This is a genomic window from Croceibacterium salegens, from assembly GCF_009827435.1.
GTDB lineage: Bacteria > Pseudomonadota > Alphaproteobacteria > Sphingomonadales > Sphingomonadaceae > Croceibacterium_B > Croceibacterium_B salegens.
Map to the genome: position 1 here is coordinate 47,997 of NZ_WTYM01000031.1, position 23,054 is coordinate 71,050.

24 protein-coding genes are annotated in these 23,054 nt (G+C 65.5%); 11 read left to right on the plus strand and 13 right to left on the minus strand.

Going from position 1 to position 23,054, the window contains the following annotated elements; genetic code table 11:
• Positions 1-151: 151 nt before the first annotated feature.
• Complete coding sequence (gene ligA, locus GRI89_RS05285; RefSeq protein WP_159792950.1) at positions 152-580, plus strand: protocatechuate 4,5-dioxygenase subunit alpha; 429 nt, start codon at positions 152-154, stop codon at positions 578-580.
• Positions 580-1,482: a class III extradiol dioxygenase subunit beta gene (locus GRI89_RS05290; RefSeq protein WP_159792952.1), complete on the plus strand. Its 903-nt coding sequence runs from the start codon at positions 580-582 to the stop codon at positions 1,480-1,482. The genes ligA and GRI89_RS05290 overlap by 1 nt, the downstream gene beginning before the upstream one ends.
• Here GRI89_RS05290 and GRI89_RS05295 read toward each other — a convergent pair.
• The 5 genes from GRI89_RS05295 to GRI89_RS05315 all read right to left on the minus strand — a co-directional run bounded on the left by GRI89_RS05295 (position 1,479) and on the right by GRI89_RS05315 (position 6,482).
• Positions 1,479-2,357, minus strand: coding sequence for a hypothetical protein (locus tag GRI89_RS05295; protein ID WP_159792954.1), 879 nt, complete (start codon positions 2,355-2,357; stop codon positions 1,479-1,481). The genes GRI89_RS05290 and GRI89_RS05295 overlap by 4 nt on opposite strands.
• Positions 2,354-3,115, minus strand: a complete 762-nt coding sequence (locus tag GRI89_RS05300) for a competence/damage-inducible protein A (RefSeq protein ID WP_159792956.1) — start codon at positions 3,113-3,115, stop codon at positions 2,354-2,356. Before GRI89_RS05300 ends, GRI89_RS05295 begins: the two co-directional genes overlap by 4 nt.
• Positions 3,115-4,590: a flavin-containing monooxygenase gene (locus tag GRI89_RS05305; RefSeq protein ID WP_159792958.1), complete on the minus strand. Its 1,476-nt coding sequence runs from the start codon at positions 4,588-4,590 to the stop codon at positions 3,115-3,117. The genes GRI89_RS05300 and GRI89_RS05305 overlap by 1 nt, the downstream gene beginning before the upstream one ends.
• A gap of 70 nt (positions 4,591-4,660) precedes the next feature.
• The gene (gene folD / locus GRI89_RS05310) at positions 4,661-5,608 is read right to left on the minus strand and encodes a bifunctional methylenetetrahydrofolate dehydrogenase/methenyltetrahydrofolate cyclohydrolase FolD (protein ID WP_159792960.1); all 948 of its coding nucleotides are present in this window, start codon (positions 5,606-5,608) and stop codon (positions 4,661-4,663) included.
• 4 nt (positions 5,609-5,612) lie between these two features.
• Positions 5,613-6,482 carry a methylenetetrahydrofolate reductase gene (locus tag GRI89_RS05315; protein WP_159792962.1) on the minus strand — a complete coding sequence of 290 codons (870 nt, stop codon included), beginning with the start codon at positions 6,480-6,482 and terminating at the stop codon, positions 5,613-5,615.
• Between the two features lie 138 nt (positions 6,483-6,620).
• Between GRI89_RS05315 and GRI89_RS05320 the strand changes: the two genes are divergently transcribed.
• The 3 genes from GRI89_RS05320 (at position 6,621) to GRI89_RS05330 (ending at position 9,472) form a co-directional block, all read left to right on the plus strand.
• Positions 6,621-7,307, plus strand: coding sequence for an alpha/beta fold hydrolase (locus tag GRI89_RS05320; protein WP_159792964.1), 687 nt, complete (start codon positions 6,621-6,623; stop codon positions 7,305-7,307).
• Between the two features lie 51 nt (positions 7,308-7,358).
• Entirely contained in the window at positions 7,359-8,765 is a 1,407-nt protein-coding gene (gene desA, locus GRI89_RS05325) for a syringate O-demethylase (protein ID WP_159792966.1), read from the plus strand.
• Between the two features lie 92 nt (positions 8,766-8,857).
• Entirely contained in the window at positions 8,858-9,472 is a 615-nt protein-coding gene (locus GRI89_RS05330) for a hypothetical protein (protein ID WP_159792968.1), read from the plus strand.
• Positions 9,473-9,477: 5 nt separating this feature from the next.
• Here the strand turns inward: GRI89_RS05330 and GRI89_RS05335 are convergent, their stop codons facing one another.
• Entirely contained in the window at positions 9,478-11,514 is a 2,037-nt protein-coding gene (locus GRI89_RS05335; RefSeq protein WP_235912814.1) for a TonB-dependent receptor, read from the minus strand.
• 153 nt (positions 11,515-11,667) lie between these two features.
• Here GRI89_RS05335 and GRI89_RS05340 point away from each other — a divergent pair, with 153 nt between their 5' ends.
• Complete coding sequence (locus GRI89_RS05340) at positions 11,668-12,858, plus strand: helix-turn-helix domain-containing protein (RefSeq protein WP_159792972.1); 1,191 nt, start codon at positions 11,668-11,670, stop codon at positions 12,856-12,858.
• Between the two features lie 4 nt (positions 12,859-12,862).
• Here the strand turns inward: GRI89_RS05340 and GRI89_RS05345 are convergent, their stop codons facing one another.
• The 3 genes from GRI89_RS05345 to GRI89_RS05355 form a co-directional block, all read right to left on the minus strand.
• Positions 12,863-14,428, minus strand: a complete 1,566-nt coding sequence (locus tag GRI89_RS05345) for a serine hydrolase (RefSeq protein ID WP_159792974.1) — start codon at positions 14,426-14,428, stop codon at positions 12,863-12,865.
• 39 nt (positions 14,429-14,467) lie between these two features.
• Positions 14,468-15,220, minus strand: a complete 753-nt coding sequence (locus tag GRI89_RS05350; protein ID WP_159792976.1) for an IclR family transcriptional regulator — start codon at positions 15,218-15,220, stop codon at positions 14,468-14,470.
• Positions 15,221-15,373: 153 nt separating this feature from the next.
• Positions 15,374-15,766 carry a nuclear transport factor 2 family protein gene (locus GRI89_RS05355; RefSeq protein WP_159792978.1) on the minus strand — a complete coding sequence of 131 codons (393 nt, stop codon included), beginning with the start codon at positions 15,764-15,766 and terminating at the stop codon, positions 15,374-15,376.
• 77 nt (positions 15,767-15,843) lie between these two features.
• Between GRI89_RS05355 and GRI89_RS05360 the strand changes: the two genes are divergently transcribed.
• The 4 genes from GRI89_RS05360 (at position 15,844) to GRI89_RS05375 (ending at position 19,258) form a co-directional block, all read left to right on the plus strand.
• Positions 15,844-17,475 (plus strand): GMC family oxidoreductase, encoded by a 1,632-nt coding sequence (locus GRI89_RS05360; protein ID WP_159792980.1) that lies wholly within the window; start codon positions 15,844-15,846, stop codon positions 17,473-17,475.
• On the plus strand, positions 17,472-17,861 hold the full coding sequence (locus GRI89_RS05365) for a nuclear transport factor 2 family protein (RefSeq protein WP_159792982.1): 390 nt from the start codon (positions 17,472-17,474) through the stop codon (positions 17,859-17,861). Before GRI89_RS05360 ends, GRI89_RS05365 begins: the two co-directional genes overlap by 4 nt.
• Positions 17,862-17,976: 115 nt before the next feature.
• Entirely contained in the window at positions 17,977-18,726 is a 750-nt protein-coding gene (locus tag GRI89_RS05370) for an SDR family oxidoreductase (protein WP_159792984.1), read from the plus strand.
• 1 nt (position 18,727) lies between these two features.
• Positions 18,728-19,258: a DUF3237 domain-containing protein gene (locus GRI89_RS05375; protein ID WP_159792986.1), complete on the plus strand. Its 531-nt coding sequence runs from the start codon at positions 18,728-18,730 to the stop codon at positions 19,256-19,258.
• A 29-nt stretch (positions 19,259-19,287) separates the two neighbouring features.
• On the opposite strand, the gene GRI89_RS05380 is transcribed toward GRI89_RS05375, so the two are convergent.
• Together GRI89_RS05380 and GRI89_RS05385 are read right to left on the minus strand one after the other, a co-directional pair.
• Positions 19,288-19,956 (minus strand): TetR/AcrR family transcriptional regulator, encoded by a 669-nt coding sequence (locus GRI89_RS05380; RefSeq protein WP_159792988.1) that lies wholly within the window; start codon positions 19,954-19,956, stop codon positions 19,288-19,290.
• Between the two features lie 346 nt (positions 19,957-20,302).
• Positions 20,303-20,863: a nuclear transport factor 2 family protein gene (locus GRI89_RS05385; protein WP_159792990.1), complete on the minus strand. Its 561-nt coding sequence runs from the start codon at positions 20,861-20,863 to the stop codon at positions 20,303-20,305.
• A 160-nt stretch (positions 20,864-21,023) separates the two neighbouring features.
• On the opposite strand from GRI89_RS05385, the gene GRI89_RS05390 reads away from it, so the two are divergent.
• Complete coding sequence (locus GRI89_RS05390; RefSeq protein WP_159792992.1) at positions 21,024-21,548, plus strand: DUF1097 domain-containing protein; 525 nt, start codon at positions 21,024-21,026, stop codon at positions 21,546-21,548.
• Between the two features lie 60 nt (positions 21,549-21,608).
• Here the strand turns inward: GRI89_RS05390 and GRI89_RS05395 are convergent, their stop codons facing one another.
• Together GRI89_RS05395 and GRI89_RS05400 are read right to left on the minus strand one after the other, a co-directional pair.
• The gene (locus GRI89_RS05395; RefSeq protein ID WP_159792994.1) at positions 21,609-22,592 is read right to left on the minus strand and encodes a hypothetical protein; all 984 of its coding nucleotides are present in this window, start codon (positions 22,590-22,592) and stop codon (positions 21,609-21,611) included.
• Positions 22,589-23,023: a hypothetical protein gene (locus GRI89_RS05400; RefSeq protein ID WP_201290870.1), complete on the minus strand. Its 435-nt coding sequence runs from the start codon at positions 23,021-23,023 to the stop codon at positions 22,589-22,591. Before GRI89_RS05400 ends, GRI89_RS05395 begins: the two co-directional genes overlap by 4 nt.
• Positions 23,024-23,054: the final 31 nt, after the last annotated feature.

Consider the following 23,054-nt stretch of genomic DNA (forward strand, 5'->3'; position numbering starts at 1 on the left):
CGGCGCGGATGCTAGCCGCGGCGCTGCCCGATGCAAGCGGGGTCGCATCGCCGCCGTGGATTGGCGCGGTCCGGAGTTGGGAGGCCGGAGTGCTGGCGGTCGTGGGCTGCCGCTGGTAGGCTCACTGTCCGCCGCAACGAAAGTCTGTCCGATGCGCCACCGTCTCTATCCGCTGTCCGACCTCGAGGACATTCCCGGCACCACGGTGTTCACCGCCCGGCGCAGCCGCCAGGCCTATCACCTGCACAAGTTCTGCATGTCGCTGATGGAAGCCGCCAATCGCGAGGCCTTCAAGGCCGACGAGCGCGCCTATCTCGACCGTTTCCGGATGAGCGAGGAGCAGAAGCAGGCGGTGCTCGAACGCGACTTTCCGCGCTTGATCGACCTCGGCGGCAACATCTATTTCCTCGTCAAGCTGTCGAACACCGACGGCTGGAGTGCGCAGCGTGCGGTCAGCTCGATGACCGGCATGACGCCCGACGAATACGCCGACATGATGAGCGCCGGGGGCCGTTCGCCCGAGGGGCTGAAGTCGATCCGCGAGCAGCAGCAGCGCGAATTCGGCGGGGAGGGCAAGTAATGGCCCGGATCACCGCCGGGATCGGCACCAGCCACGTCCCTGCCATCGGCGCGGCGATAGACCTCGGTCGCACCGCCGACGACTACTGGGCGCCGGTCTTTGCCGGGTACGAGTTCGTGAAGGCATGGGTGAAGGACAACACGCCCGACGTCGTCATCCTTTGCTACAACGACCATGCCAGCGCGATGATGCTCGACATCGTGCCGACCTTCGCGATCGGTTTCGCGGAAGAATTCGAGCCCGCCGACGAGGGCTGGGGCCCGCGCCCGGTGCCGACGGTAATCGGCCATCCTGACCTCGCCGGGCACATCGCCGAACAGCTGGTGATCGACGAGTTCGACATCACCATCATGAACGACATCGCGGTCGACCACGGCCTGACCGTGCCGCTCAGCCTGGTCTTCGGCCAGCCCGAGGAATGGCCGTGCAAGGTCATCCCGCTGGCCGTCAACGTCACCCAGTTCCCGACCCCTTCGGCCGAGCGCTGCTGGAAGCTCGGCGAGGCGATCCGCGACGCGGTCGAATGCTACCCCGAGGATATCGAGGTGCAGGTCTGGGGCACGGGCGGGATGAGCCACCAGCTCCAGGGCCCGCGCGCCGGGCTGATTGCGCCCGAGTTCGACAACGCCTTCCTGGAACGCCTTGCGGCTGGACCCGACGGCACGAGCGAGTTGCGCGGCATCACCCGCCTCGACTTCCTGCGCGAGGCCGGGACCGAGGGGATCGAGCTGATCATGTGGCTCATCATGCGCGCGGCGATGGGGCCAAACGTCGATGAGTTGCACCGCTTCTACCACGTTCCTGCCAGCAACACGGCGGTCGGCCACGTGGTCATGAAACCCAAGGCGCAGTTCCGCCACAAGCTCGGCGAGGTCGAGGCGCGGAAGGCGACGGCGGCCTAGGACCAGCCCGGTTTCATGCCGTAGGGACACTCGGTCATCAGCGCCTCGATGCGGGTCAGGAGCCCCTGCTCGATGCGGAAGGCCTCGGCGATCATCCAGCTGAAGGGGCGGTCGAGACCGGCGCTGACGGGAGTGCAGTCGGCCAGTTCGTACTCGCGGATCGTGCCCGAGTGGTCGAAGAAGGCGAACGAGAAGACCAGCCCGCGCTCGACATCGACCACAGGGAAGCGGCGGTCGCGGATGCGGTCGACGAAGGCAAAATATCCGGTCTCGAACTGCTCCTTCGCCGACATCGCGCGGAAGGCTTCGAGGTAGGGCGTCTTGCCGGCGCTGGGTGAAGGCTGGACGCCGGTGGTGCGAAAGCCGTTCTCGATACGGATGCAGTCGTCGGCAAAGGGATAGTGGCCCTTGCCGTCGTTGCATTCGAGGCCGGTGAAATAGGCGTCGGCAATAGCGACCAACGCATCGCGAGAAGCCCGCTCGGTGGGGTCGATTTCGGCCAGCCAGCGCGGGTCAAGGGTCGAGGCGTCGAGCGCGGCCGGTCCGTCGCCGAAGGCTCCGCCGGTGCCAAATGGGGCAGGGCGGGCAACCAGCGCCTCTATCTCCCCCTCGGCCACGCGCAACGCCATGATCGAGCGGGTGCGGCCCTCGGTCAGCGTGGCGAAGCAGGCGGCTTGTCCGGCATCCGGATCGAGGAACGTGTGGCAGTAGGGACCGATCCGGTCGGTCGTCGCCCACAGGCCCTCGCCCACGGGCAGTACCTGCCCGTTTTCGGTGTAGCGCCAGCCGGCAAAGCGGGTTGCCGCTTCGGGCGATCCCGCCAGGTCGAGCACTTGGTCGAGCAGGGCCTGCAGGTGCCCGCGTTCGCCGCTCATATCCCGCCCGGCGTCCAGTCGAAGCCGCGCTCGCCGAGTCCCTCGCACAGCGTATCGACGCAGGAATCGAGCGCATCGCGGTCGGTCGAGCGGATGACAAAGTTGGCCCCGGTCTTGCCCTCGCGGAAGAACGGGTAGCTGCCGATCTGGCACCCCTCGTGCGCCTTCTCGACTTCACTTAGCAGGTCGGCGACCTGGCTCTCCTGGATCCACCCGCCGACCGTCTCGCTGAGCAGCGGGGCACCGCCTTCCAGCGTGCCGGTCAGGGCATCGAGCATCTGAGCGGCGATCGCCGGGACGCCCGCCATCATGTGGATGTTGCCGATGCGGATGCCCGGTGCGCCGGACATGCGGTTCTCGATCAGGTCGGCGCCTTCCGGCACGCGGGCCATCCTGAGGCGCGCTTCGTTCATCCCGCCCTTGGTGACGTAGTAGGCCTCGAGGATCTCCCGGGCGCGCGGATCGATGACCACGGGCACGCCAAGGGCATGGGCGACGCCATCGACCGAGATGTCGTCGTGCGTCGGGCCGATCCCGCCGGTGGTGAAGAGGTAATCGTAGCTCGTCCGGAGCGCGTTGACCGCCTCGGCGATGCGCTCGATCACGTCCGGGACGACGCGAACTTCGGACAGGCGGATGCCCTGGACCTGCAGCCAGCTTGCCACCTGGGCAATGTTCTTGTCGTGCGTGCGGCCGGACAGGATCTCGTCGCCGATCACGATCAGCGCGGCGGTCCAGATCCGCCCGGCCCCGGCCATCACGCCGCCTCGGTCTTGGCCGGCAGTCGCTCGAACTTCAGCACCCCGTCATCGACCGGACGCTTCCTGAAGTCCTTGCAGTCCTCGAGGTAGTCCTGGTTGAGCCGCCACGGCAAAGTCGGCGCGCTCTTGGGGATGAGGTGCTTGGCCCGCTGCAGGTAGCCTGAGGAGAACGGAAACGGCTCGATTTCCTCCATCCCGTGGTCTTCGGGCAGGCGTGGAACGGCGATGACGGCGCGCTTGTCGTGCATGCGGTTGAGCACGCGGCAGATGTAGTCGGAGTTGTTGTCGGCCCGCAGCGTCCAGCTGGCGTTGAGGTAGCCGAACACGATGGCGAGGTTGGGCACGTTCGAGAACATGCAGCCCCGGTAAAACCAGCGATCGGGCCAGATCAGCGTCTCGCCGTCGAGGCTGACGTCGACCTTGCCGCCGAGCGCGAGCCGCAGGCCGGTGGCGGTGATGACGATGTCGGCTTCGAGAAGTTCGCCCGACTTGAGACGGATACCGCCGGCTTCGAAGCTCTCGATGTGGCCGGTCTTGATCGAGGCGGTGCCGGCCTTGAGCGCGGCGAACAGGTCGCTGTCGGGCACCAGGCACAGGCGCTGGTCCCACGGCGGGTAGGGCGGCTGGAAATCGTCGAGCGGGTAATCCTCGCCGAGCTCCTGCTTGAGCATCCCGGTGAGGAAGTTGGCGACCTTGTCCGGCTCGTTACGGGCGCGCTTGAACAGGTAGTCGCGCAGGCGAATGTTCTTCTGCCGGGTGATCCGGTAGGCGAGCCATTCGGGCAGGTACTTGCGCAGGTTGTTGGCGATCTTGTCGCGGCTTGGCCCGGCGGCCATCCACGTCGGCGTGCGCTGGAGCATGGTGACGTGGGCGGCCTTGTCGGTCATCGCCGGAACGATCGTCACCGCGGTCGCGCCCGATCCGATCACCACGATCTTCTTGCCCGCGTAATCGAGCCCCTCGGGCCAGAATTGCGGGTGGATCACCTGTCCGCCGAACTTGTCGATGCCCGGCAACTGCGCATCGTGCGGGTCGTCGTAATCGTAATAGCCCGAGGCAAGGTAGAGGAAGCGGGAAGTGACGTGCTGCCAGCCGCGCGGGTCCTCGACCGTAAGGTGCCACATCGCCTCGTCCGAATGCCAGTCGGCGGAGACGACCTTCGAATCGTAACGGATGTGATCCGCAATTCCGCGTTCGTGGACGATGCGGTCGAGGTATTCGCGGATCGCCGGGGCGTCGGCGATGGCCTTTTCATGGACCCACGGCTCGAACTTGAAGCCGAGGGTGTGCATGTCGCTGTCGCTGCGGATGCCGGGGTAGCGGAACAGGTCCCATGTGCCGCCGATGTTGCTGCGCCGCTCGAACATGGCGAAGCTTCGTTCGGGGCACATCAACTTCATGTGGGCGGCCATCGAGATGCCGGAAATGCCGGCGCCCACGATGGCGACATCGATATCGGGTTGGGGGTTCATCCGTTCCTCTTCCGGTTCGGATTTGAAACTAACCCTTTCGCGGGCGATTGCCACCCCCCGGCAGCGTGGATCAGCCGTTTCCGTTGCCGTTCGCGGTGGTGAACATCGAGCGGTCGGGCAGGTCGTCCCAGTCGATGGCGAAGCCGTCGGCGCTCTTGCCTTCGACCTGGTCGCGCGCGGCCTGGACGGTGTTGGCCATCAGGCAGGAGATGGTCATCGGCCCGACGCCGCCGGGCACCGGAGTGACCGCGCGGGCGTGCTGCACCTCGTCGAACTTGACGTCGCCGACCAGCTTGGTCTTGCCGTCCTCGGTCTTGCGGCGGGTGATGCCGACATCGATGATGACCGCGCCGGGCTTGACCCAGTAGCCCCTGACCAGCTCCGGCGCGCCGGCGGCGGCGATGATCACGTCGGCCTGGCGGCAGATATCGGGCAGGTCCTTGGTTTCGATGTGCGTCACGGTCACCGTCGCCTCGCGCTCGAGCATGAGCATGGCGATCGGCTTGCCGACGATGTTGGACTTGCCGATCACCACCACGTCGAGCCCGGTGAGGTCGTCGAACACGGTGTCGAGCAGCTTCATCACGCCGAAGGGGGTGCACGGGATGATCCCGCCGGTCCCGGTCGACAGGCGTCCGACGTTGACCGGGTGGAACCCGTCGACGTCCTTGGAGGGCGCGATGGCGCGCAGCACCAGCCCGGTGTCGATGTGCGCGGGCAGCGGGACCTGCACGAGGATGCCGTTGACCGCGTTGTCGGCGTTGAGCCTGGCGATCAGCGCCAGCAGCTCCTCCTGCGAGGTCTCGGCCGGCAGCCGGTGCTCGAAGCTGGTGATGCCGAGTTCCTGCGACTTCTTGATCTTGCGGCCGACGTAGACTTCGCTCGCCGGGTCGCTGCCGACCAGCACCACCGCGAGGCCCGGGCGCGGCAGGCCTGCCGCAACCATAGCGTCGATCTGCGCCTTGGTTTCTCCGTCGAGCGTTTTCGCGACGGCTTTGCCGTCGATAATGTCAGCCATCGGATCAGTGCTTCGCTTCGTAGTCGTTGATCCATTCCGCCGAAGCCTTGAGCGCCCCGAACGGATAGAGGTGCAGGCGCACGCGGCCGAGCTCGGGGGTCAGGCCCTTTTCGAGGCTGGCGACCAGCTTGTCCGGGCCCGCGCTGCCGATGAGGTTGGTCAGCGACACGCCGTACTTCTTCATCACCGAGGCCGAGGCGCCGACGCCGCAGCGCTTGGCGAAGCCGAGCAGGCGCTTGATGCCCGCCGGGCCGGGGATGCCGAGGCGCACCGGCACGTCGATCCCGCGCCCGCGCATTTCCTTGATCCATTCGACGATGGCGTCGTCGTCGAAGGCGAACTGGGTAACGACCAGCGGGACCATGCCGTGGGCACGGACTGCGGCGAGCTTCTTTTCCATCCACACCCACAGGTCGGACTTGGAGACGTTGGGGTGGCCTTCGGGATGGCCGCCGACGCCGACGATCTCGATGCCGTACTTCTCGAGCACGCCGCTCTCGATGATCTGCAGCGAATCCGAGAATGGGCCTTCGGGCTCCGGCGGATCGCCGGCGATGATGAAGACGCGCTTCACGCCGGCCTTGCTGCTGATGTCGCTGACGTACTTGTCGAGTTCCTCGAGCGAGGTCAGGCGGCGCGCCGAGAGGTGGACGATGGGTTCGAAGCCGAGCTCGCGGACAAGCACTGCCGCTTCGACCCGCTGCTCCATTTCCTCGCCGGGGAGGAAGGTCACCGCGATCTGCGTCTTGGGACGAATCAGCGGCGCCGCTTCACGCAGGCCTTCGATTTCCTTGGCGGTCATTTCCAGCGAATAGCCGTCGACCATGTTGTCGCGCGGCTTCTCCCAATTGGGGTGGATCGCGGCGTATGACATCAGGCTTTCTCCTCTCTTGCGCGCGACTCCCTAGGGCCGCACGACACTTGCGAAAAGCCCCTAGCGCAATCGCATTTCTTCGTATAGACGAAAATTTCACACCTGCGAATTCCTAGGGAGAGAGGCGAGCAAATCGCCATGTTGTTGTTCCTGCCCGGGCTGGCGTGCGACGCGCGCATCTATGAGCCGCAGCTTGCGGCCTTCGCCGATTCGCGGGCGGTGAACGGCTACGGGCTGGCCGACACCCTGCAGGACATGGCGCGCATCGTGCTCGACCAAGCCCCCGATTCGTTCGACCTGCTCGGCCATTCGATGGGCGGCCGGGTCGCGCTCGAGGTCTACCGCATGGCCCCCGAACGCGTCCGCCGACTGGCTTTGGTCAGCACCGGCATCCACCCGCTGAGGGATGGCGAACCGGCCAGCCGCCGCGCCTTGCAGCAGGTCGGCTGGGACAACGGGTTCGAGGCGCTGATCTACCAGTGGCTGCCGCCGATGGTGGCCGAGGCCAATCGCGCCGACCCGGCGATCTACGGACCGCTGCACCAGATGAACGTCGAGGCCGGACAGGAGGTGTTCGACGCGCAAATCCACGCATTGGTCAACCGGCCCGACGTGATGGACCTGCTGCCGCAGATTTCCTGCCCGACGCTGGTGATGACCGGCGAACTCGATACCTGGGCTCCCCCGGCCCAGCACGAGACTATCGCCGCGGCGATCCCGGGCGCCGAACTCGTCATCGTTCCGGGCGCCGGACACATGATCCAGCTCGAGGCGCCCGAGGGCGTCAATTCCGCCATTGCAGGCTGGCTCGCGAGGCCGGCCTGAAGTTTCGAAGTAAACCGTTACAACCCCCTTTCGATTGGAGAGGCAAAGACAATGAGTGATCAGAATCTGCAGCAGAAGCTGGATGCAGCGGGCGACGTCGTCGAACTGCTGCGCAACCAGCAGGTCGGCCCGAACCCCTACCCGGGCGTTCCGGCCGAATATTCGAACTGGCGCAACGAGCAGCGCGCCTGGTCGAAGAGCGCGGTGCTCTTCAACCAGAGCTACCACATGGTCGAGCTCTACGTGCGCGGTCCGGATGCCTTCAAGCTGCTCGAATACCTCGCCATCAACAGCTTCAAGAATTTCGCGGTCAACAAGGCCAAGCAGTTCGTTCCGGTGACCCCGGACGGCTACGTCATCGGCGACGTGATCCTGTTCTACCTCGCCGAGGAAGAGTTCAGCCTGGTCGGCCGCGTGCCCGCCATCGAGTGGGTCGAATTCCACGCCCAGTACGGCGACTGGGAAGTGACCGTTGAGCGTGACGAGCGCACCGCGATGCGTACCGATGGCGTGCGCAAGAACTATCGCTTCCAGCTCCAGGGCCCGAACGCGATGAAGATCCTCGGCATTGCCATGGGCGAGACCCCGCCGGACCTGAAATTCTTCAACATGGCGCACATCGACATCGGCGGTAAGGACGTCATCGCGCTGCGTCACGGCATGGCCGGCCAGCCGGGCTACGAACTGTTCGGTCCGTGGGAAGACTACAAGGCGGTCCACGCCGCGCTGGTCGAAGCGGGCAAGAACGACGGCCTGACCCTCGTCGGCGGCCGCGCCTATTCGTCGAACACGCTCGAATCCGGCTGGCTCCCGAGCCCGCTGCCGGCGTTCTACACCGGCGATTCGCAGATGATGAAGGACTTCCGCGCCTGGGCCGGTGCCAACTCCTATGCCGGCATGTGCTCGGTCGGCGGCAGCCACGTTCCCGACAGCGTCGAGGGCTACTACCTCACGCCGTGGGACATCGGTTACGGCCACATCGTCAAGTTCGACCACGACTTCGTGGGCCGCGAGGCGCTCGAGAAGATGGCGACCGAAACGCACAAGACCAAGGTCACCCTGGCGCTCGATCCGGAAGACGTGCTGCGGGCGATGAGCTCGATGTTCGCCAACGGCGACCGCGCCAAGTACTTCGAGTTCCCGAGTGCGGTCTACGCGATGCACCCGTTCGACCAGGTGCTGTGCGACGGCAAGCAGATCGGCGTTTCGACCTGGATCGGCTACTCGTCGAACGAAGGCTCGATGCTCTCGCTCGCGATGATCGATCCGGACTACGTCGAGTTCGGCAAGGAAGTGACGCTGGTCTGGGGCGAACCCAACGGCGGCACCAGCAAGCCGACGGTCGAGCCGCACGTGCAGACCGAGATCAAGGCGATCGTCTCGCCGGTGCCGTACTCGTCGGTGGCGCGCAACTCGTACGCCGACAGCTGGCGCCAGTCGGGCAAGGGCGTCTCGTAAGCCCCTTCGCAAGCCTGAATTAAGAGGAAGGGCGGTCTGCGAGGGCCGCCCTTATCTTTTGCATCCGGCGAAACCGCGCTAGGCAGTGCGCCATGCTTGCGCGACTGCTGTTCCTCCTCGCCCTGCTCCTGCCGCTGCCCGCCGCCGCGCAGGAGGGTCCCAGTTCGCTCGAAGGCTCGTGGGCGCTGGAGATTGCCGGAACGGTGATCTTTCGCTTCGACCTGGACCGCGACCCCAAGACCCGTGAATGGCTCGGTACCTGGCAGCGCCCCGAGAGCTTTGCCAGCGACGGCGATCGATTCGCCCAGATCGTCATGCCGGCGCGGATCCTGCGCTCTTTGGCCGGTACGGTCGAAGGCGACTCGGTCGAGGTCAGCTTCAACGACCCGCGGCCCGGCGCGGTGCCCGATGTCTTCCGCTTTCGCCTGATCGATCGCGATGCAGCCGAGATGGTCTATGTCGGCACCGGCCTCGACCCCTACATTATGCAGCGGGTCGGCCCCGATACGAAGCTCGGACCGTTCAAGGAGGGTGTCACCTACGCCCGCCGCCTCACGCGCCCCAATGGGGCGAAGAACGACCTCGGGCCCTTACCGGCTATCGAGCCCGAGCCCGAGCCCGAGCCGGAAGACCTGCCGGCCCTGCCGCCTGTGACCACGAATCCGGAGAACCTGCGAAATCCACCGGGCGCCCCGGTCGGGCGCTAGGCCGCCTAGAAGGTCTTCCTGATCCCTACCCGGACCTGCCGCGGTTCGACGATGCGGCTATTGCGGTCCTCGACACCGTCGACCGGTTCGCCGGGGAAGCGGGTCGCGTAATAGTAGTCGATGTCGTCCCGCTTGGAATCGAGCGCGTTGAGCAGCTCGGCGTAGACTTCCCAGCCGTGCCCGCGCTGCGGCGTCCACGCGGCGCGGAAGTTGAGCAGCGTGGTCGGCTCGCCGCGCTGGGAGTTGTCCTCGATGATCGGGTGCGGACCAAGGTAGCGCACGCGCATCGAGGCGTTCCAGTCGGGAAACAGCGCCGACACGCCGATCTCGCCCGAGCTTTCCAGCGCCCCGGGCACGAAGTCCTCGCCCTTGGGCAGGCCGACGTAGCGCGAGTGCGTGCCGGTCCACACGCCGTCGAGCGCGAGCCAGCCGTTGGGTTTCCAGAACGCGGTCAGTTCGTAGCCGCGGCGGCGGCCCGGATCGCTCGGTTCGACCGCGCCGGAATCGCCGACGTAGATCAGTTCGCTGGCGATGAAGCTCCACCAGTAGACCCCACTGAGGATCAGCCCGCCGCGCTCGAAGCGGCCACCGACTTCCTTGAAATGGCCCTTCACCAGGCCGGGGGCGGGCGAGACCGGGTTGGTGACGCCGCGCGCATCGTTGGAATGGAACCCCTGCCCGTAGTTGGCATAGAGCGCGATCCCCGGTGCGATCTCGTAGTTGGCGCCGACCTTGGGGGCGAACAGCGAATCCTTGACCGTGCCGCCCCACGCCCCGCCGGCCAGCGGGGTGGTCTTGAAGCGGTAGAAGTCGCCGCGCCCGCCGCCGATGACCATCAGCCCCATGACCGGGCGCCAAACGGCCTCGGCGTAGACGCCCGCGCTGGTCTCGTTCACCGAGAAGGTCGAGTAGGTGTAGTCGTAGGCCCCGGCGATGGTGTGATCGAGCCCGACCGTGCCGATGTCGTCGGCGCGCAGTTCGGTCCCGCCGCGCAGTGAAAGGGTGTCGTTCAGCGTGAAGTTGCGCTCGATGCGGCCGCCGTAGCCCCACAGATTGTCGTACTGCCGCCGCTGGTCGCCGTTGACCGGGTCGTCGAGGTAGAAGGTGAAGTTGTTGAGCAGGCTCCAGTCGTAGTGCTGGGCCCAGGCGGTCAGCTTCCAGTCGTCGTCGGTGTAGCGGACGGTGAAGGTCTCGCGTTCGGTGCGCCCGGTCAGGGTCTTGTCGAGCGAACCGTAGCGGTCCTTGATCAGCGTGCCGACGGCGCGTTCGGGGATCTGCTCGGTCGGGTCCCAGGTCGCCCAGAAGCCGTTGAAGCTGGCCTCGAGCTGGCCCATGCCGAGCGGCACCGAGTATTTTGCGAAGGCCGAGTAGCCCTTGTAGCTTTCGGGCAGCTCCCACGGGCCGTTGTTGAACTTGGCCTGCCCGGCGAAGGCGAGGTCGCCGACGCCGACCTTGAATGACCCCCCGGCGACGGCGCGGTAGTAATCGTACATCCCCGCCTCGACGAGCGCGAAGGGTTCCATCTCGTCGCGGGTGGTGATGAAGCTCGAACCGACGAAACTGAAGTCGCCGGTGTCGGCGCGGTAGGGGCCCTTGCGGTAGTCGACCCGCTCGACGATTTCCGGAATCAGTCCGTTGACGTCGAGGTAGCCCTGGCCGTGGCCGTGGGTGCGGAAGTTCATCGGCATGTCGTCGATGTACAGCGCGTAGTCGGTGCCGTGGTCGAGATTGAAGCCGCGCAGGAAGTACTGGTTGGCCTTGCCGCCGCCGGAGTGCTGCGTGGCGATCAGGCCGGGGGTGGATTCGAGGACCTCGCCCGGGCGTGATAGCGGGCGGAGCGAAATGTCGGCGCCGGTAACGCCGCCCTCGCTCGCAGCTCCCGCCGTGCCGATGCGCTGTTCGCCGCGTCCGTAGACCACGATCTCGGGCATGTCGGTGATGATGTCGGGATCGGCGGTCGTGCCGTCGCTGTCGTCCGCGTCCTGCGCAAGGGCAGGCTGTGCGAACACGGAAAAGGCCGTCGCGGCGAGGAAGGCGGCCATCCTGTTACGAGCTGTTGCGTGGCCAGAATACAGGCGGTTCAAGATGTTTTTGCTTTCGGCAATTACGGCTGGGGTGCGGTGTCCCAGCGATGCCTCGCCAAACCAAGTTAATTACGGTAATCGCCCGTAACAGGGCGTTACAGGGAAGCCGGGGTGGAGCAGGACAGCGCATTCGCCGAGGAAGTGCAGCGGATCACGGCGGCCAACGTCGTGGGCCGCAACGGGCGCCTGCGCGAGCTGTTCGACTTCCTCGCCGCGCGCGGTCCCGGGGCACCGCCCGCAAGCCAGGCGGAGATCGCGCAGGAGGTGTTCGGCCAGATGGGCGCGGAGGGCGACGATGCCACCGCCCGGGTCTACATCCACCGCCTGCGCAAGCGGCTCGAGCGGTTCTACGAGCGCGAGCCGGGTGACGGCGCGCGGCTGGTCCTGCCGGCCGGCAGCTACGGACTGGTGCTCGAACAGTCCGACGGCGTCCCGGCCCCTCCGGTCCAGCTCTGGCGCAAGTGGCGCTGGGCCCTGCCGGTCGCGGCGGTCCTCGCGCTCGCGCTGTCCTTCGCGGCGGGCCGCGAGACCAGCTCGCCCGGAACGGCGGCGGAGGGGAACGCGATCTGGCAGCCGTTCCTCGATTCCGACCGCCCGATCATGGTCGCGGTCGGCGACTACTACATGTTCGGCGAGCTCGATCCCTTCGATCCGGAAAGGAGCCGCCTGATCCGCGATTTCGCGATCGATTCGCCGACCGACCTCGCCCGCGCGCAGGAAACCGATCCGGCCCGCTACGAGAAGGCCGAGGACGTCGGCCTGACCTACCTGCCGTTCTCGACCGCTTACGGGCTGCGTTCGATCATGCCGGTGCTCGCGCGCCATCCCAAGCCGGTGCGGATCATGCCCGCCTCGCAAGTCGACAGCAGCACGCTGCGCGACTTCAACGTTGTCTACGTGGGGCTGGTCAGCGGCATGGGCCTGCTCGAGGACGTCAACTTCATGAACTCCGACCTGCAGGTCGGCCAGACCTACGACGAACTCGACGACAACAGGACCGGGAAGAAGTTCAACAGCGGCGAAGCGCTCAGCCGTGTCTCGCCCGAATACTACCAGGACTTCGCCTACATCACGCGCTTCCACGAACCGGGCGGGGCGTTGCTCGCGGTGGTCGCAGGAGCGCGCGACACCGGCCTGCGCGGCATCGCCCCGATCGCCGCCGGGCACGAGTTGCCCAGGGCGCTACGACAGGTGGCCGACGGTAACGACGACTTCGAGGCGGTGTTCCGTATCACCGGCCAGCAGGGTGCCGACCTCGGCCAGACATTGGCGTTGGCCCGCCCCCGCGAAGGCAACCGCTAGGCGCTCAATCGCCGCTGCGGACGAAGCGCAGATCCTTGAAGTCCCATGAGAAGTCGGTCTCCTTGGAAACCGGCAGCATGGTGAAGCCGGTGACCTTGCCATCCTCGACGATGAAATCGACGAAGGCGTCGGCCATCAGCCGCCGCTCCGGCCACAGCGCGGAGAAGCGCGTCCCGTCATAGGGGTTGAGCGGGCCGTCGAGCATGTCGCCATGCGGCAGGTCGAGCCACAGCTTGCCGTCGCGCTGCGATACGGTCGCTTCGCCGAACCACGGGTCGCGGAAAGTGCCGGTGAAGCCGGCCAGCGCCACCGGAGGTGCCTTGGCACCCTTGGGCGGCGCAACGCTGTCTTCGATCGCCGAGACGTTGGATTGCTGTTCGGTCCAGCGCTTGGCTGCATCGGCAATGTAGTCGTGCGAGGGCAGCGGACGGGCGACGAGCATGTCCTGCATGAGTTGCTGCGCCACGGAACTGGCGCCGCTCGAATAGGTGTTGGTCATGGCGATGGTCGCCACGCCCTCTTCCGGCGCGATCATCAGGTACGAGGTCGCCCCGAAGGAGCCGCCCGAATGGCTGGCCACGACCCGGCCGAGCATGTCGCCGACGAACCAGCCGAGCGCGTAGCCGGAGAGGTGCTTCTGCTTCGTCTCGTCGAACGGGATCGAGGTTCCGGTCGGCGTGACCAGCGTCCACAATTCCTTGACGCTTTCCTTGGAGAGCAGCTGGTGATCGGCGTCGATGGCCCCGTTGTTGAGCCACATCCTCGCCCACTTGGCCATGTCGCCGACCGGGCAGCCGATCGACCCTGCGGAATAGAACGAATCGTTGAGGATCATCTTCGGGTTGAGCACCTCGTGCCCGTCGCTGCCGGGGAAGGGGGCGTGCTCGGTGATGCGGTTGGACTTGGTCAGGCGCTCGCTGGCCATCGCCGTGCAGCGGCTCATGCCGAGCGGGGCGAACAGTTCCTGGCGGACGAAGTCTTCCCACTTGCGCCCGTCGATGCGACGGACGAGGTCGCCGGCGAGCACGTAGAGCACGTTGTCGTAGGCGTATTTCTCGCGGAAACCGGTGGCTGGCGGGATCGCCTTGAGCGAGGCGATGATGTCGGCCGGGGTCGATCCCTCGGCCGGCGAAAGCAGCAGGTCGCCCGCGCCGAGGCTCAGGCCCGAGCGGTGGGTCAGCAGGTCTCGCACGGTGAAATGCGCCGTCACCCACGGATCGCCCAAGTCGAATTCGGGCATGTACTGCACTAGCGGGTCTTCCCAGTGGACCTTGCCGCGTTCGACCAGCAGCGCCAGCGAGGCGGCGGTGAAGGCTTTGGTCAGCGATTCGATCGGCCAGAGGGTGTCGGCGTCGATTGTCTCGGGCTTGCCGAGTTCGCGCAACCCGAACTGCCGCTCGATGACGGTGCCGTCCTTGTCGACGACCGCCACGGTCAGGCCGATGAGTTCGAGTTCTCCCATGGCCCGCGCGCCGGTCGCTTCGACCTTGGCGGGATCGATTGGCGGTCCGGCCAGTGCCGGGGCAGGGAGGACGAGGGCGAGGGCGGTCAGGATGCGGAGTGTTTTCATGCTCCGCCCCTTAGCCGATCATTCGCCCGGGTCGAGGGGTCAGGTTTCGTCGAGCAGGCTTGCGGTACGTGCCAGCATGTCCTGCACCCGCTCGCGCATGGCCGCATCGCAACGGACCTTGGGAATGGCGACCGAGAGCGAACCTGCGGGCTCGCCGGAAATCGTCACCATGCGGCCGATGCCGATGATCCCGAGACTGAATTCCTCGTCGGTGCTGGAAAAGCCGGTCTTGCGGATCTCTGCCAGCTCGCGGCGCAGGGCCTTCTCTTCGGTGATCGTCGACGAGGTGAACTTCTGGCGCTCGGTCTCGGCGAAATAGCGGTCGAGTTCGGCGTCGCTAAGCCCGGCGAGCAGCGCCTTGCCGCTGGCCAGCGCATGCATCGGCAGGCGATCACCGGTCGGTACGGCATAGCGCAACGCCTGGTGGCTCGATTCGGTCACCAGCGCCTCGACCTCCCAGCCATCGCGAACAAAGAAGCTGGAAGTCTCGTTCAATTGCTGGCGCAGCGTGCGGACCACAGGCGCGGCGCGGTCGGCGAGCGAGAAGCTCGTGCCGTGCAACTGCAGCTTCTCGAGCCCCTTGCCCGGCGAATAGCGCCGTCCCTCGCGCACGAGGTAGTCGCGCTCGACCAGCGTCGCGAGCAGGTACGACAGGCTCGACACCGGAATGCCGAGCGCGGTGGCGATTTCCTGCGCCACCAGCGGGCGCGGGTGCGCGACCACGTACTCGATGATGTCGAGCGTGCGGGTAGCCGACTTGACCTGGCTGGCAGTGGGGGACGTCGTCGCCATCAGGCGCGCGCCCCGGATCGGCCGGATGCGATGGTGCTGATCACAATCAGACTATCCTCTCAAGAAGGTAGCCCGTTGTTTCATATATGCGAAATTACCGCAAGAGCGAAAACATTGCACGTCCAAGGCGGTGAAGGAGATCTTACGCGCTTCTCAGACTAGGGCGCAACCCACGCTTTCTATCTTCCCGTACTTAAGGTGGTAGTGGATGTACTGCCGCATCTCCTGCACCTCGCCTTTGGCGATGGGGAAGAACTGCTGCATCCCGCGCGCGTCGAGGATTTCGCGGGTCAGGTCGGCGGTCGCCTCGATCCGCACGATCGCTTCGACCGCGGCCAGTTCCTCGCTCCCGGCGAAGCGCTCGATCTCGACGGTCTCTCGCACGTAGCTGTGCATGAAGCCGTAGAAATCCTTGAGCTGGTCGCGCGTGGTGATCTCGATCCCGAAGAACGCCATGCGCGGGTTTTCGGCGTAGAAGTCGAACACCGCGTCATAATCGCGCGCGTTGAAGGCGGCGGCGTAGCGCTCGTAGTCGTCGCGAGTCATCTTCCTCTCCTTGCGCGCAATAGTAACGAGCGTTAGCAAGGCTACAAGGTACCCCGCGAGGGCCACAGGAGAGGGCATTGCCAGACAGTTTCGATTACATCGTCGTGGGCGCGGGCAGCTCGGGCTGCGTCGTCGCCGCGCGCCTGAGCGAGGATCCGGGCACGCAGGTGCTGTTGCTCGAAGCGGGCGGGCGCGACGACCATCCGTACATCCGCATGCCGCTGGGTTTCCTCAGGGCGATGACCAAGCCGCAGTTCAACTGGACCTACTGGACCGAGCCCGAGCCCAACCTCGGCGGCCGCAGGATGCCGTTGCCGCGCGGGCGGGTTATTGGCGGCTCCGGCTCGATCAACGGCATGTTCGCGATGCGCGGTCACCCCGGCGACTACGACCAGTGGGCGCAGATGGGCGCGCGCGGCTGGTCCTACGCCGACGTGCTGCCCTACTTCCGGCGGCTCGAGGATTCCTGGCGCGGCGAGGGCACCTATCACGGTGAGGGCGGGCCGGTGCGGATCAAGTCGATCGACCTGCCGGTGCTGCACCACGAACGGATGATGGAGACCGGGCGCAATCTCGGCTTCCCGCTCAGCGAGGACCTTGGCGGGGCCGATCCCGTCGGCTTCGCGCGCGGCGAGATGACCGCCGACAAGCGCGGCCGCCGGGTCAGCGCGGCGACCGCCTACATCCGCCCGGCGCTGGGCCGGCAGAACCTCGACGTGCGCTCGGGCGTGCTGGTCCGCCGCGTGGTGTTCGAGGGCAAGCGCGCGGTCGGCGTCGAGATCGAGGGGCCCGTCGGCCCTCAGGTCGTGAGAGCGCGGCGCGAAGTGATCCTCTCGGGCGGCACCTACAACTCGCCGCACCTGCTCATGCTATCGGGCATCGGCCCGGCAGCGCACCTGAAGGAGCACGGCATCGACGTGCTGCACGACAGCCCGGGCGTCGGGCGCAACCTGCAGGAGCATCCGACCGCGAGCCTCGAATGGCATGCGACGCAGCCGGTCACTTTCCTGAGCGAGCTGCGCTGGGACAAGCTGGCGTTCAACACGCTGCGCTGGGCGGTCCTCGGCACCGGGACCAACACCTACCAGGTCAATTCGTGCAACGTCGTGATCAAGACGCGGCCCGAGCTCGACCGGCCCGACATGCAGATCATGGTCAACCCGATCCGCTTCGACGCGCAGACCTGGTTCCCCGGCCTGAAGAAGCGGCAGGACGACGTGTGGTGGGCCGGGGTGGTCCAGCTCCATCCCGAAAGCCGCGGCTGGGTCGAACTGAAAAGCGCCGACCCGCGTGAAGTCGCTGCGGTCACGCTCAACATCCTCGACACCGAGAACGACCGCCGGCAATTGCGCGATGCGATCCGGCTGACGCGCACAATCTACAACACCGAACCGATGGCCGAACTGGTCGGCGAGGAGAAGACGCCGGGCATCAACGTCCAGTCCGACGACGAACTCGACGCCTACCTCACCGCCGCCTGCTACGTCGGCCAGCACCCGACCAGTTCCTGCTCGATGGGCATGGGCGACAAGTCGGTGGTCGACAGCGATTTGAAGGTCATCGGCGTCGAAGGCCTGCGCGTCGCGGACGCCTCGGTTATGCCGACGGTGCCGGGCGGCAACACGATGATCCCCTCGATCATGGTCGGCGAGAAGGCGGCCGACCTCATTCGCGGCCAGTCGCTGCCCGCCGCCGAGTTGCCCCAATGAGCCGGACCGAGCAGGAGCAGGCGAACCTCGATTTCGTGCTGGCGATGTTCGAACAGGTGCTCAATCCGATGGATTCGAGCGCCGTCGAGCGCTTCATCGGCAAGGATTACATCCAGCACAACCAGATGGCCGAGCCGGGCCGCGAGGGGCTCAAGGCCTTCCTCGACATGATCAAGGCGCAGACGCCCGAGGCGGTCCACGACGTCAGGCGCGCCTTCGTCGACGGCGACCACGTGACGGTGCATTACCACGTGCGCCGCTGGCCGGGCGACATGGGCTGGGCGGTGATGGATATCTTCCGGCTCGAAGATGGCATGATCGCCGAACATTGGGACGTGATGCAGGACGTTGTCGAAGGCGGTCCGAACCCGCTCGGGCCGTTCTGATGTTAGGAATTTCGTCATTGCGAGGAGCCGAAGGCGACGCGGCAATCCAGAGCGTCGCGCGCAACCGCGCTGGATTGCTTCGCTCCGCTCGCAATGACGAACCGAGGGAAATGAAATGAGATTCGAAGACAAGGTCGTTCTCGTCCTCGGCGGCAATTCGGGGATGGGACTTGCCGCCGTGCAGGCCTTCGCGGCCGAGGGAGCCAAGGTCCATTTCACCGGCCGCAACCCCGATACGATCGCCGAGGCCGAAGCTTCGATCCCCGGCGGGAAGGGCTACCAATCCGACATCGCCGACATCACCGCCACAGAGGCGGTTGTGGCGCAGATCGAGGCATCCGACGGGCGGATCGACGTGCTCTACATCAATGCCGGCGTCGGCGGCTTCGCCCCGCTCGAAGGGATCACCGAGGCGGACTGGGATCACGTCCACTCGATCAATCTCAAGGGCTGCGTCTTCGCCTTGCAGAAGGCCGTGCGGATCATGGGCGAGGGCGGCTCCATCGTCGTCACCGGCTCGATCGGCGCGCACGGCCCACTCGAGGGCAACGGCACGTATGCCGCGGCCAAGGCGGGCCTCGCCATGGCGATGAAGGTCTTCGCCAAGGAGCTGTTGCCGAGGAAGATCCGCCTCAACATGGTCTCGCCCGGACCGATCGATACCCCGCTCCTGCACCGCAATCCGGGTATGGGGCCGGAGGACGTCGCGCGGCTCAAGGAGATGATGATCGCCAATATCCCGATGCACCGCATGGGCGAGAGCGACGAGGTCGCCAAGGCGGTCCTGTTCCTCGCCAGCGACGATGCAAGCTTCATTACCGGCGCCGACCTGCTGGTCGATGGCGGCCTTATCGAGTTGAGCTGACATGCCCGAATTCAACGACACGACCCCGTTCCAGCCGCCATTTTCGGACATCGATAACCCGCGGCTCGAATTCGTCATGGAAGTGCGCCTCACCTTCCCTGAGGTCTACACCATGGCGCCGCACCCGTTCGGCGGGATGCGCAGTGCGGTATTGGTACAAGGCGGCACGTTCGAAGGTCCGCAACTCAAGGGAAGGGCGGTGCCCGGATCGGGCGGCGACTACGCTTATTTCCGGCCCGACGACGTGGCGGTGTTCGACGCCCGGTACCTGCTGCAGGAAGACGACGGAACGATCATCCTGCTGCACAACAAGGGCTACCTCTGGGGCCGCAAGCCTGACACCATGGCGCGCCTGCGCGACTGGGCCTTCAACAACGGTACGCCGGTACCGCACGACGAATATTACCTTCGCGGCAACCCGACGTTCGAATGCCCCGTCGGCAAGCACGATTGGCTGACCAAGCACGTGTTCATCGGCGTCGGCGAGCGCAAGGCGGACGGCAACCTGCTGCGGTACTACGCGCTGGTTTGACAGGCGGGGCGGAGCAAGCGCTCCAGGCCTTAGGACCGAGGTAGTTCCGCCAGTTCCGGCAGGGGCAGGTTCGCCAGTTCCCTCGCCTTGTCGAATGGCAAGCCCAGCGCAGACAGCACATGTCCTGAAATCAGTTCCGGATAGTCTTCGGGAGTCTTCTCGTGGAGCATGTTCGACATCGCTGCCAGGCAGGTTCCAAGAACGAGGTCCCGGCCCAGCGCGCTGTTCCTGAGCTTGAACTGTCCGGCTTCCATGCCCTCCATGATCGTCACTTCGGCCTGACGATAGGTCTCGGCGCCAAAGATGATTCCGTTGGCACTGATGTTGATCAGGGACTTGGCCCAGGAGGGATTGCTCCTGGCCCGGCGCAAGTAGAAACGGATCGCGCAGCTTGCCCGCTCGGCCGGATTCTCGAGCTTGCTGATCGTGAGAATGGTTCGGTTGAGGAAATCGTGCGTCAACTCATAGGAGATGGCTTCGCGCAGTTCGGCTGTGCCACCGAAGTGATTGTAGAACGTCGCCCGCGTTACCTTGGCCGCGCGCGCAATGTCTTCGACCCGCAGTTGCGTGCCGGGCTCTTTCCCGAGCAGATCGAATCCCGCGGCGAGGATCGCCGACCGGGTCCTGGCGCGACGTTCTTCGCCTGCCTGTGCCCGGCGTCCATTATTGGACACGTTGTCAATTTTCGTGCGACCCATGGATGAGACTTTATCACTCCGGAGCGGACATCACAAATCAAAATCGTTCATATATGCGAACTTTCATTGTTGCGGATTGATGTCAAATTTTACAGTTTTGTTGCGAATTACAGTTCCATAGAACGAATCGCCTTGCCTGGACTTTGTTCACAGTCCTGAATTTCGATACTGAAAACTGCATGGAGCGTTGAGAACGTTCGGGTTTTACATCTTGTAAAAATGCCTGCGGTTGTCTAGTTCTTTCCATGCGACCCGAAGGGCGGCCCGGCAATTGCCTTCCGCTCTGACTTAGGGGCCCCCGACTTGGGCGGGGGCCCTTTTTCTTGTCTTGCCCGATGACAGCCGGTCACTTCGCGTCGAAGCTGAAGTCCTTCCGCGGCGTGTAAGTGGCATTCATGCTCGGCGGCAGGCCGCTGTCCGCGACGACGACGCGGTGCTTGATTAGCCACTTGCCATCGACCTTGACGAGCTTGTCGTATTCGCGGCCCTGTTCGACGAAGGTCGGCGGGGCGGATATGTCCTTGTTCTGGATTCCCGTCCACAGGACCTTGGCGGTTGCCGTGTCCCCGTCGACGTCGATCACCGGGTTGGAAATGACCATGTGAAAGGTGCCGACGTTGGTCGGCGCTTCGCCATCCTCGTCCAGACCGGCGTAGATCGCCTCGATCTCCTTCTTCCCGTTGGCGACGATGCCGTTGACGTCGAACACTGCATCGTCGGTGTAGAAGTCGTTGAACGCGGCCGCGTTGTCGGTGCCGAAGCCTTCGTAATAGCGGTTGAGCAGGTCGGCGATCGCCATCTTGTCGAGCAGCACCTGCTCGGCGGCATCCTCCGCTGTTTCTCCCGTGCCTTCGCTGCATCCCGCCAGCAGCAGGGCTGCGGTGGCGATTACAAATCCTGCTTTCATGTCTCTCTCCCTTCACGGCGATCATTGCAGGATGGTGGGTAAACACAAGCAGGGCAGTGGACCTTCGCGCGTCCCCGGATTAGCCTGCCAAGTTCCGAGGGAAGGAGAGCCCTCGTTAAAAGAAAGAAGCGACTGCGGTCGTTCTGGGGGAGAGAAACTGATGCCTGCATTGATTGCACTTGCCGTTTCCGTCGGCCTTCTTGCCGTTGTCGATACCTGGTTGTTCGTCGGACCGCTCGCCAGCTTCCTGCCGGGGCTGGTGTGGATTTCGTTCATCGCCTGGGGCTGCCATTTCCACTCCGGCGGCGGGGTCAAGGGCAGCACGACGGCGATCGTCGGCATGAGCTTCGGCGCCCTCGTCGGCATGGTCGCGGTGATCCTCGCCGGCGGAGCGCTGGCCGGACTCGGTGACCTTGCCGCGCCGGTCGCGGTCGGCCTTGGCGCCGCGGTAATCTGCCTCGCCAGCGCCATTCCGCTGCTGGCGACCATCCCGGCGAGCGTCTACGGCTTTGCCTCCGTCGCCGGCCCGATCCTGCTCGCCAACATGTCCGCGACAGACGCCATCGTGCCGACGATCGTGTCGGTGATCATCGGCACGGCCTTCGGCTACGTGTCGGAAATGCTCGCCAACGCCCTGACAAAAAAGGAAGGCGCTTCTGCTGAAGCGACCGCCGACCCGGCCTGATCCGGTAATCAGGCCAGGGACTGGCCCCGCCGGACACGATCCGGCGGGGCTTTTTCATGCCTATTCCTGCCCGGTCAGGTCGGTCCAGTTGGGCGACTTGTAGGGCGCGGTCCAGCCGACCGCCTCGATCTCGTGGATCTGTCCGCCCCAGACCTTGTAGATGTGCACCGCGGGCATATCGAACGGGTTGAACTCCATGTGCCGCACCGGCGTGCCGGGGACGCCGATCAGTTCGAAGTCCTTCTTGGTGAAGTCGTGCTGGAAGTGGCTCTGGCCCCAGACCAGCCCGGTCACCGGATCGGCGATCTCCACCCTGCGATGATGTATCGCGGAGATGTATTCCCACATGTTGGTGTCCATCTGCGCCGCGCAGCCGAGCCCGCCGAGGTAGGCGAAGGCCGGGTCGGCCTGGCCGTTTCCGGTCACCAGCGGGCGGCTCATCGGGTTGCGCGCGGTCTGGAAGCCGTTCTCGCGCCGCTCGCAATCGTCGGCCATCGCCGAATGCTTCGAGTTGTTGTTGTCGAGCGCGTTGTAATAGCTCTTGCCGAGCCAGATCATCCGCCCGCGCGAATCCGCGTATTCGTAGGGCACCGGGCGCAGCAGGGCCGGGCGCGGGGCTTGCAGGTTGGCGAGTTGGCCAGGGGAGAGCGCGTTGCCGATGATGTGCTCGGCTTCGACGATCCTGCCGCCGTCGCGCTTGAGCCTGACGGAAAACATGACCGGCTTGCCGTCTGCTCCGGGTGCGACGGTCATGACGCCGACTTCCTGGCTGATCGGGTCGGCGACGGGGATCTTGTAGTCGCCCGGCGCGCCGGTCAGGCTGGCCCACAGCCCTTCGCCGGGTGCGATCCGCTTGAGGTTCTCTACCATGACCACGTCGCTGGCGAGCGGCGCCTTCGAGGGATCGTGCGCGACCATCGCCGAAAGGTAGGTGTCGGCCATGTCGAGCAGGCACTGCCGGTCGCAGTTGCCGTCGTCCTGCGCGGCGGAGGGGGCGGCGAACAGCGCGGCAGTAGCGGCAAGCAGCCAGGTCTTGGACTTCATGAAAGGCTCTCCGGTATCTTGGGATCGAGCGAGTAGTCGGGGCGACCCCGCCAGACGAACAGCGGCCAGAAATAGGCGCGCCAGGGCCACGCAAGGATGGCGTTGAAGACGATCGTGAGGATCCCGAAGGTGTATTCGACCACGCCGGGGTCGAGCACGAAATTCCAGTAGCAGATCACCACGTTGATCGGCACCAGCGCGACGATGGTCGCCGGCATCCAGCGGTTGGCGAGGATCGTCACGCCGAGCACGACCTCGATCACCTTGATCCAGGTGAACAGCCCGCTGTCGATCAGCGCCTGGGTGAAGTCGATCGCCGGCTGGTGGCTGCCCATCGGCTGCCAGCCCTCGATGAGGAAGTGGGCAAGGCCTGAAAAGAGAAACCAGCCGCCGAAGATCACGCGGCTGGCGTGGTAGACGTACCTGAACATGCCCCCTCCCGCGCAGCGTCAGGCGCCGCCG

What these genes read in the sequence shown, in the direction of transcription:
- GRI89_RS05375 (WP_159792986.1), top strand. Translation starts at nt 18,728, where the DNA reads ATGCCCGAATTCAACGACACGACCCCGTTCCAGCCGCCATTTTCGGAC.
- GRI89_RS05300 (WP_159792956.1), bottom strand. Translation starts at nt 3,115, where the DNA reads ATGGCCGGGGCCGGGCGGATCTGGACCGCCGCGCTGATCGTGATCGGC.
- GRI89_RS05305 (WP_159792958.1), bottom strand. Translation starts at nt 4,590, where the DNA reads ATGAACCCCCAACCCGATATCGATGTCGCCATCGTGGGCGCCGGCATT.
- GRI89_RS05350 (WP_159792976.1), bottom strand. Translation starts at nt 15,220, where the DNA reads ATGGCGACGACGTCCCCCACTGCCAGCCAGGTCAAGTCGGCTACCCGC.
- folD (WP_159792960.1), bottom strand. Translation starts at nt 5,608, where the DNA reads ATGGCTGACATTATCGACGGCAAAGCCGTCGCGAAAACGCTCGACGGA.
- GRI89_RS05320 (WP_159792964.1), top strand. Translation starts at nt 6,621, where the DNA reads ATGTTGTTGTTCCTGCCCGGGCTGGCGTGCGACGCGCGCATCTATGAG.
- GRI89_RS05385 (WP_159792990.1), bottom strand. Translation starts at nt 20,863, where the DNA reads ATGAAAGCAGGATTTGTAATCGCCACCGCAGCCCTGCTGCTGGCGGGA.
- GRI89_RS05290 (WP_159792952.1), top strand. Translation starts at nt 580, where the DNA reads ATGGCCCGGATCACCGCCGGGATCGGCACCAGCCACGTCCCTGCCATC.
- GRI89_RS05365 (WP_159792982.1), top strand. Translation starts at nt 17,472, where the DNA reads ATGAGCCGGACCGAGCAGGAGCAGGCGAACCTCGATTTCGTGCTGGCG.
- ligA (WP_159792950.1), top strand. Translation starts at nt 152, where the DNA reads ATGCGCCACCGTCTCTATCCGCTGTCCGACCTCGAGGACATTCCCGGC.
- GRI89_RS05345 (WP_159792974.1), bottom strand. Translation starts at nt 14,428, where the DNA reads ATGAAAACACTCCGCATCCTGACCGCCCTCGCCCTCGTCCTCCCTGCC.
- GRI89_RS05315 (WP_159792962.1), bottom strand. Translation starts at nt 6,482, where the DNA reads ATGTCATACGCCGCGATCCACCCCAATTGGGAGAAGCCGCGCGACAAC.
- GRI89_RS05395 (WP_159792994.1), bottom strand. Translation starts at nt 22,592, where the DNA reads ATGAAGTCCAAGACCTGGCTGCTTGCCGCTACTGCCGCGCTGTTCGCC.
- GRI89_RS05330 (WP_159792968.1), top strand. Translation starts at nt 8,858, where the DNA reads ATGCTTGCGCGACTGCTGTTCCTCCTCGCCCTGCTCCTGCCGCTGCCC.
- GRI89_RS05335 (WP_235912814.1), bottom strand. Translation starts at nt 11,514, where the DNA reads ATGGCCGCCTTCCTCGCCGCGACGGCCTTTTCCGTGTTCGCACAGCCT.
- GRI89_RS05390 (WP_159792992.1), top strand. Translation starts at nt 21,024, where the DNA reads ATGCCTGCATTGATTGCACTTGCCGTTTCCGTCGGCCTTCTTGCCGTT.
- GRI89_RS05355 (WP_159792978.1), bottom strand. Translation starts at nt 15,766, where the DNA reads ATGACTCGCGACGACTACGAGCGCTACGCCGCCGCCTTCAACGCGCGC.
- GRI89_RS05380 (WP_159792988.1), bottom strand. Translation starts at nt 19,956, where the DNA reads ATGGGTCGCACGAAAATTGACAACGTGTCCAATAATGGACGCCGGGCA.
- GRI89_RS05295 (WP_159792954.1), bottom strand. Translation starts at nt 2,357, where the DNA reads ATGAGCGGCGAACGCGGGCACCTGCAGGCCCTGCTCGACCAAGTGCTC.
- desA (WP_159792966.1), top strand. Translation starts at nt 7,359, where the DNA reads ATGAGTGATCAGAATCTGCAGCAGAAGCTGGATGCAGCGGGCGACGTC.
- GRI89_RS05370 (WP_159792984.1), top strand. Translation starts at nt 17,977, where the DNA reads ATGAGATTCGAAGACAAGGTCGTTCTCGTCCTCGGCGGCAATTCGGGG.
- GRI89_RS05400 (WP_201290870.1), bottom strand. Translation starts at nt 23,023, where the DNA reads ATGTTCAGGTACGTCTACCACGCCAGCCGCGTGATCTTCGGCGGCTGG.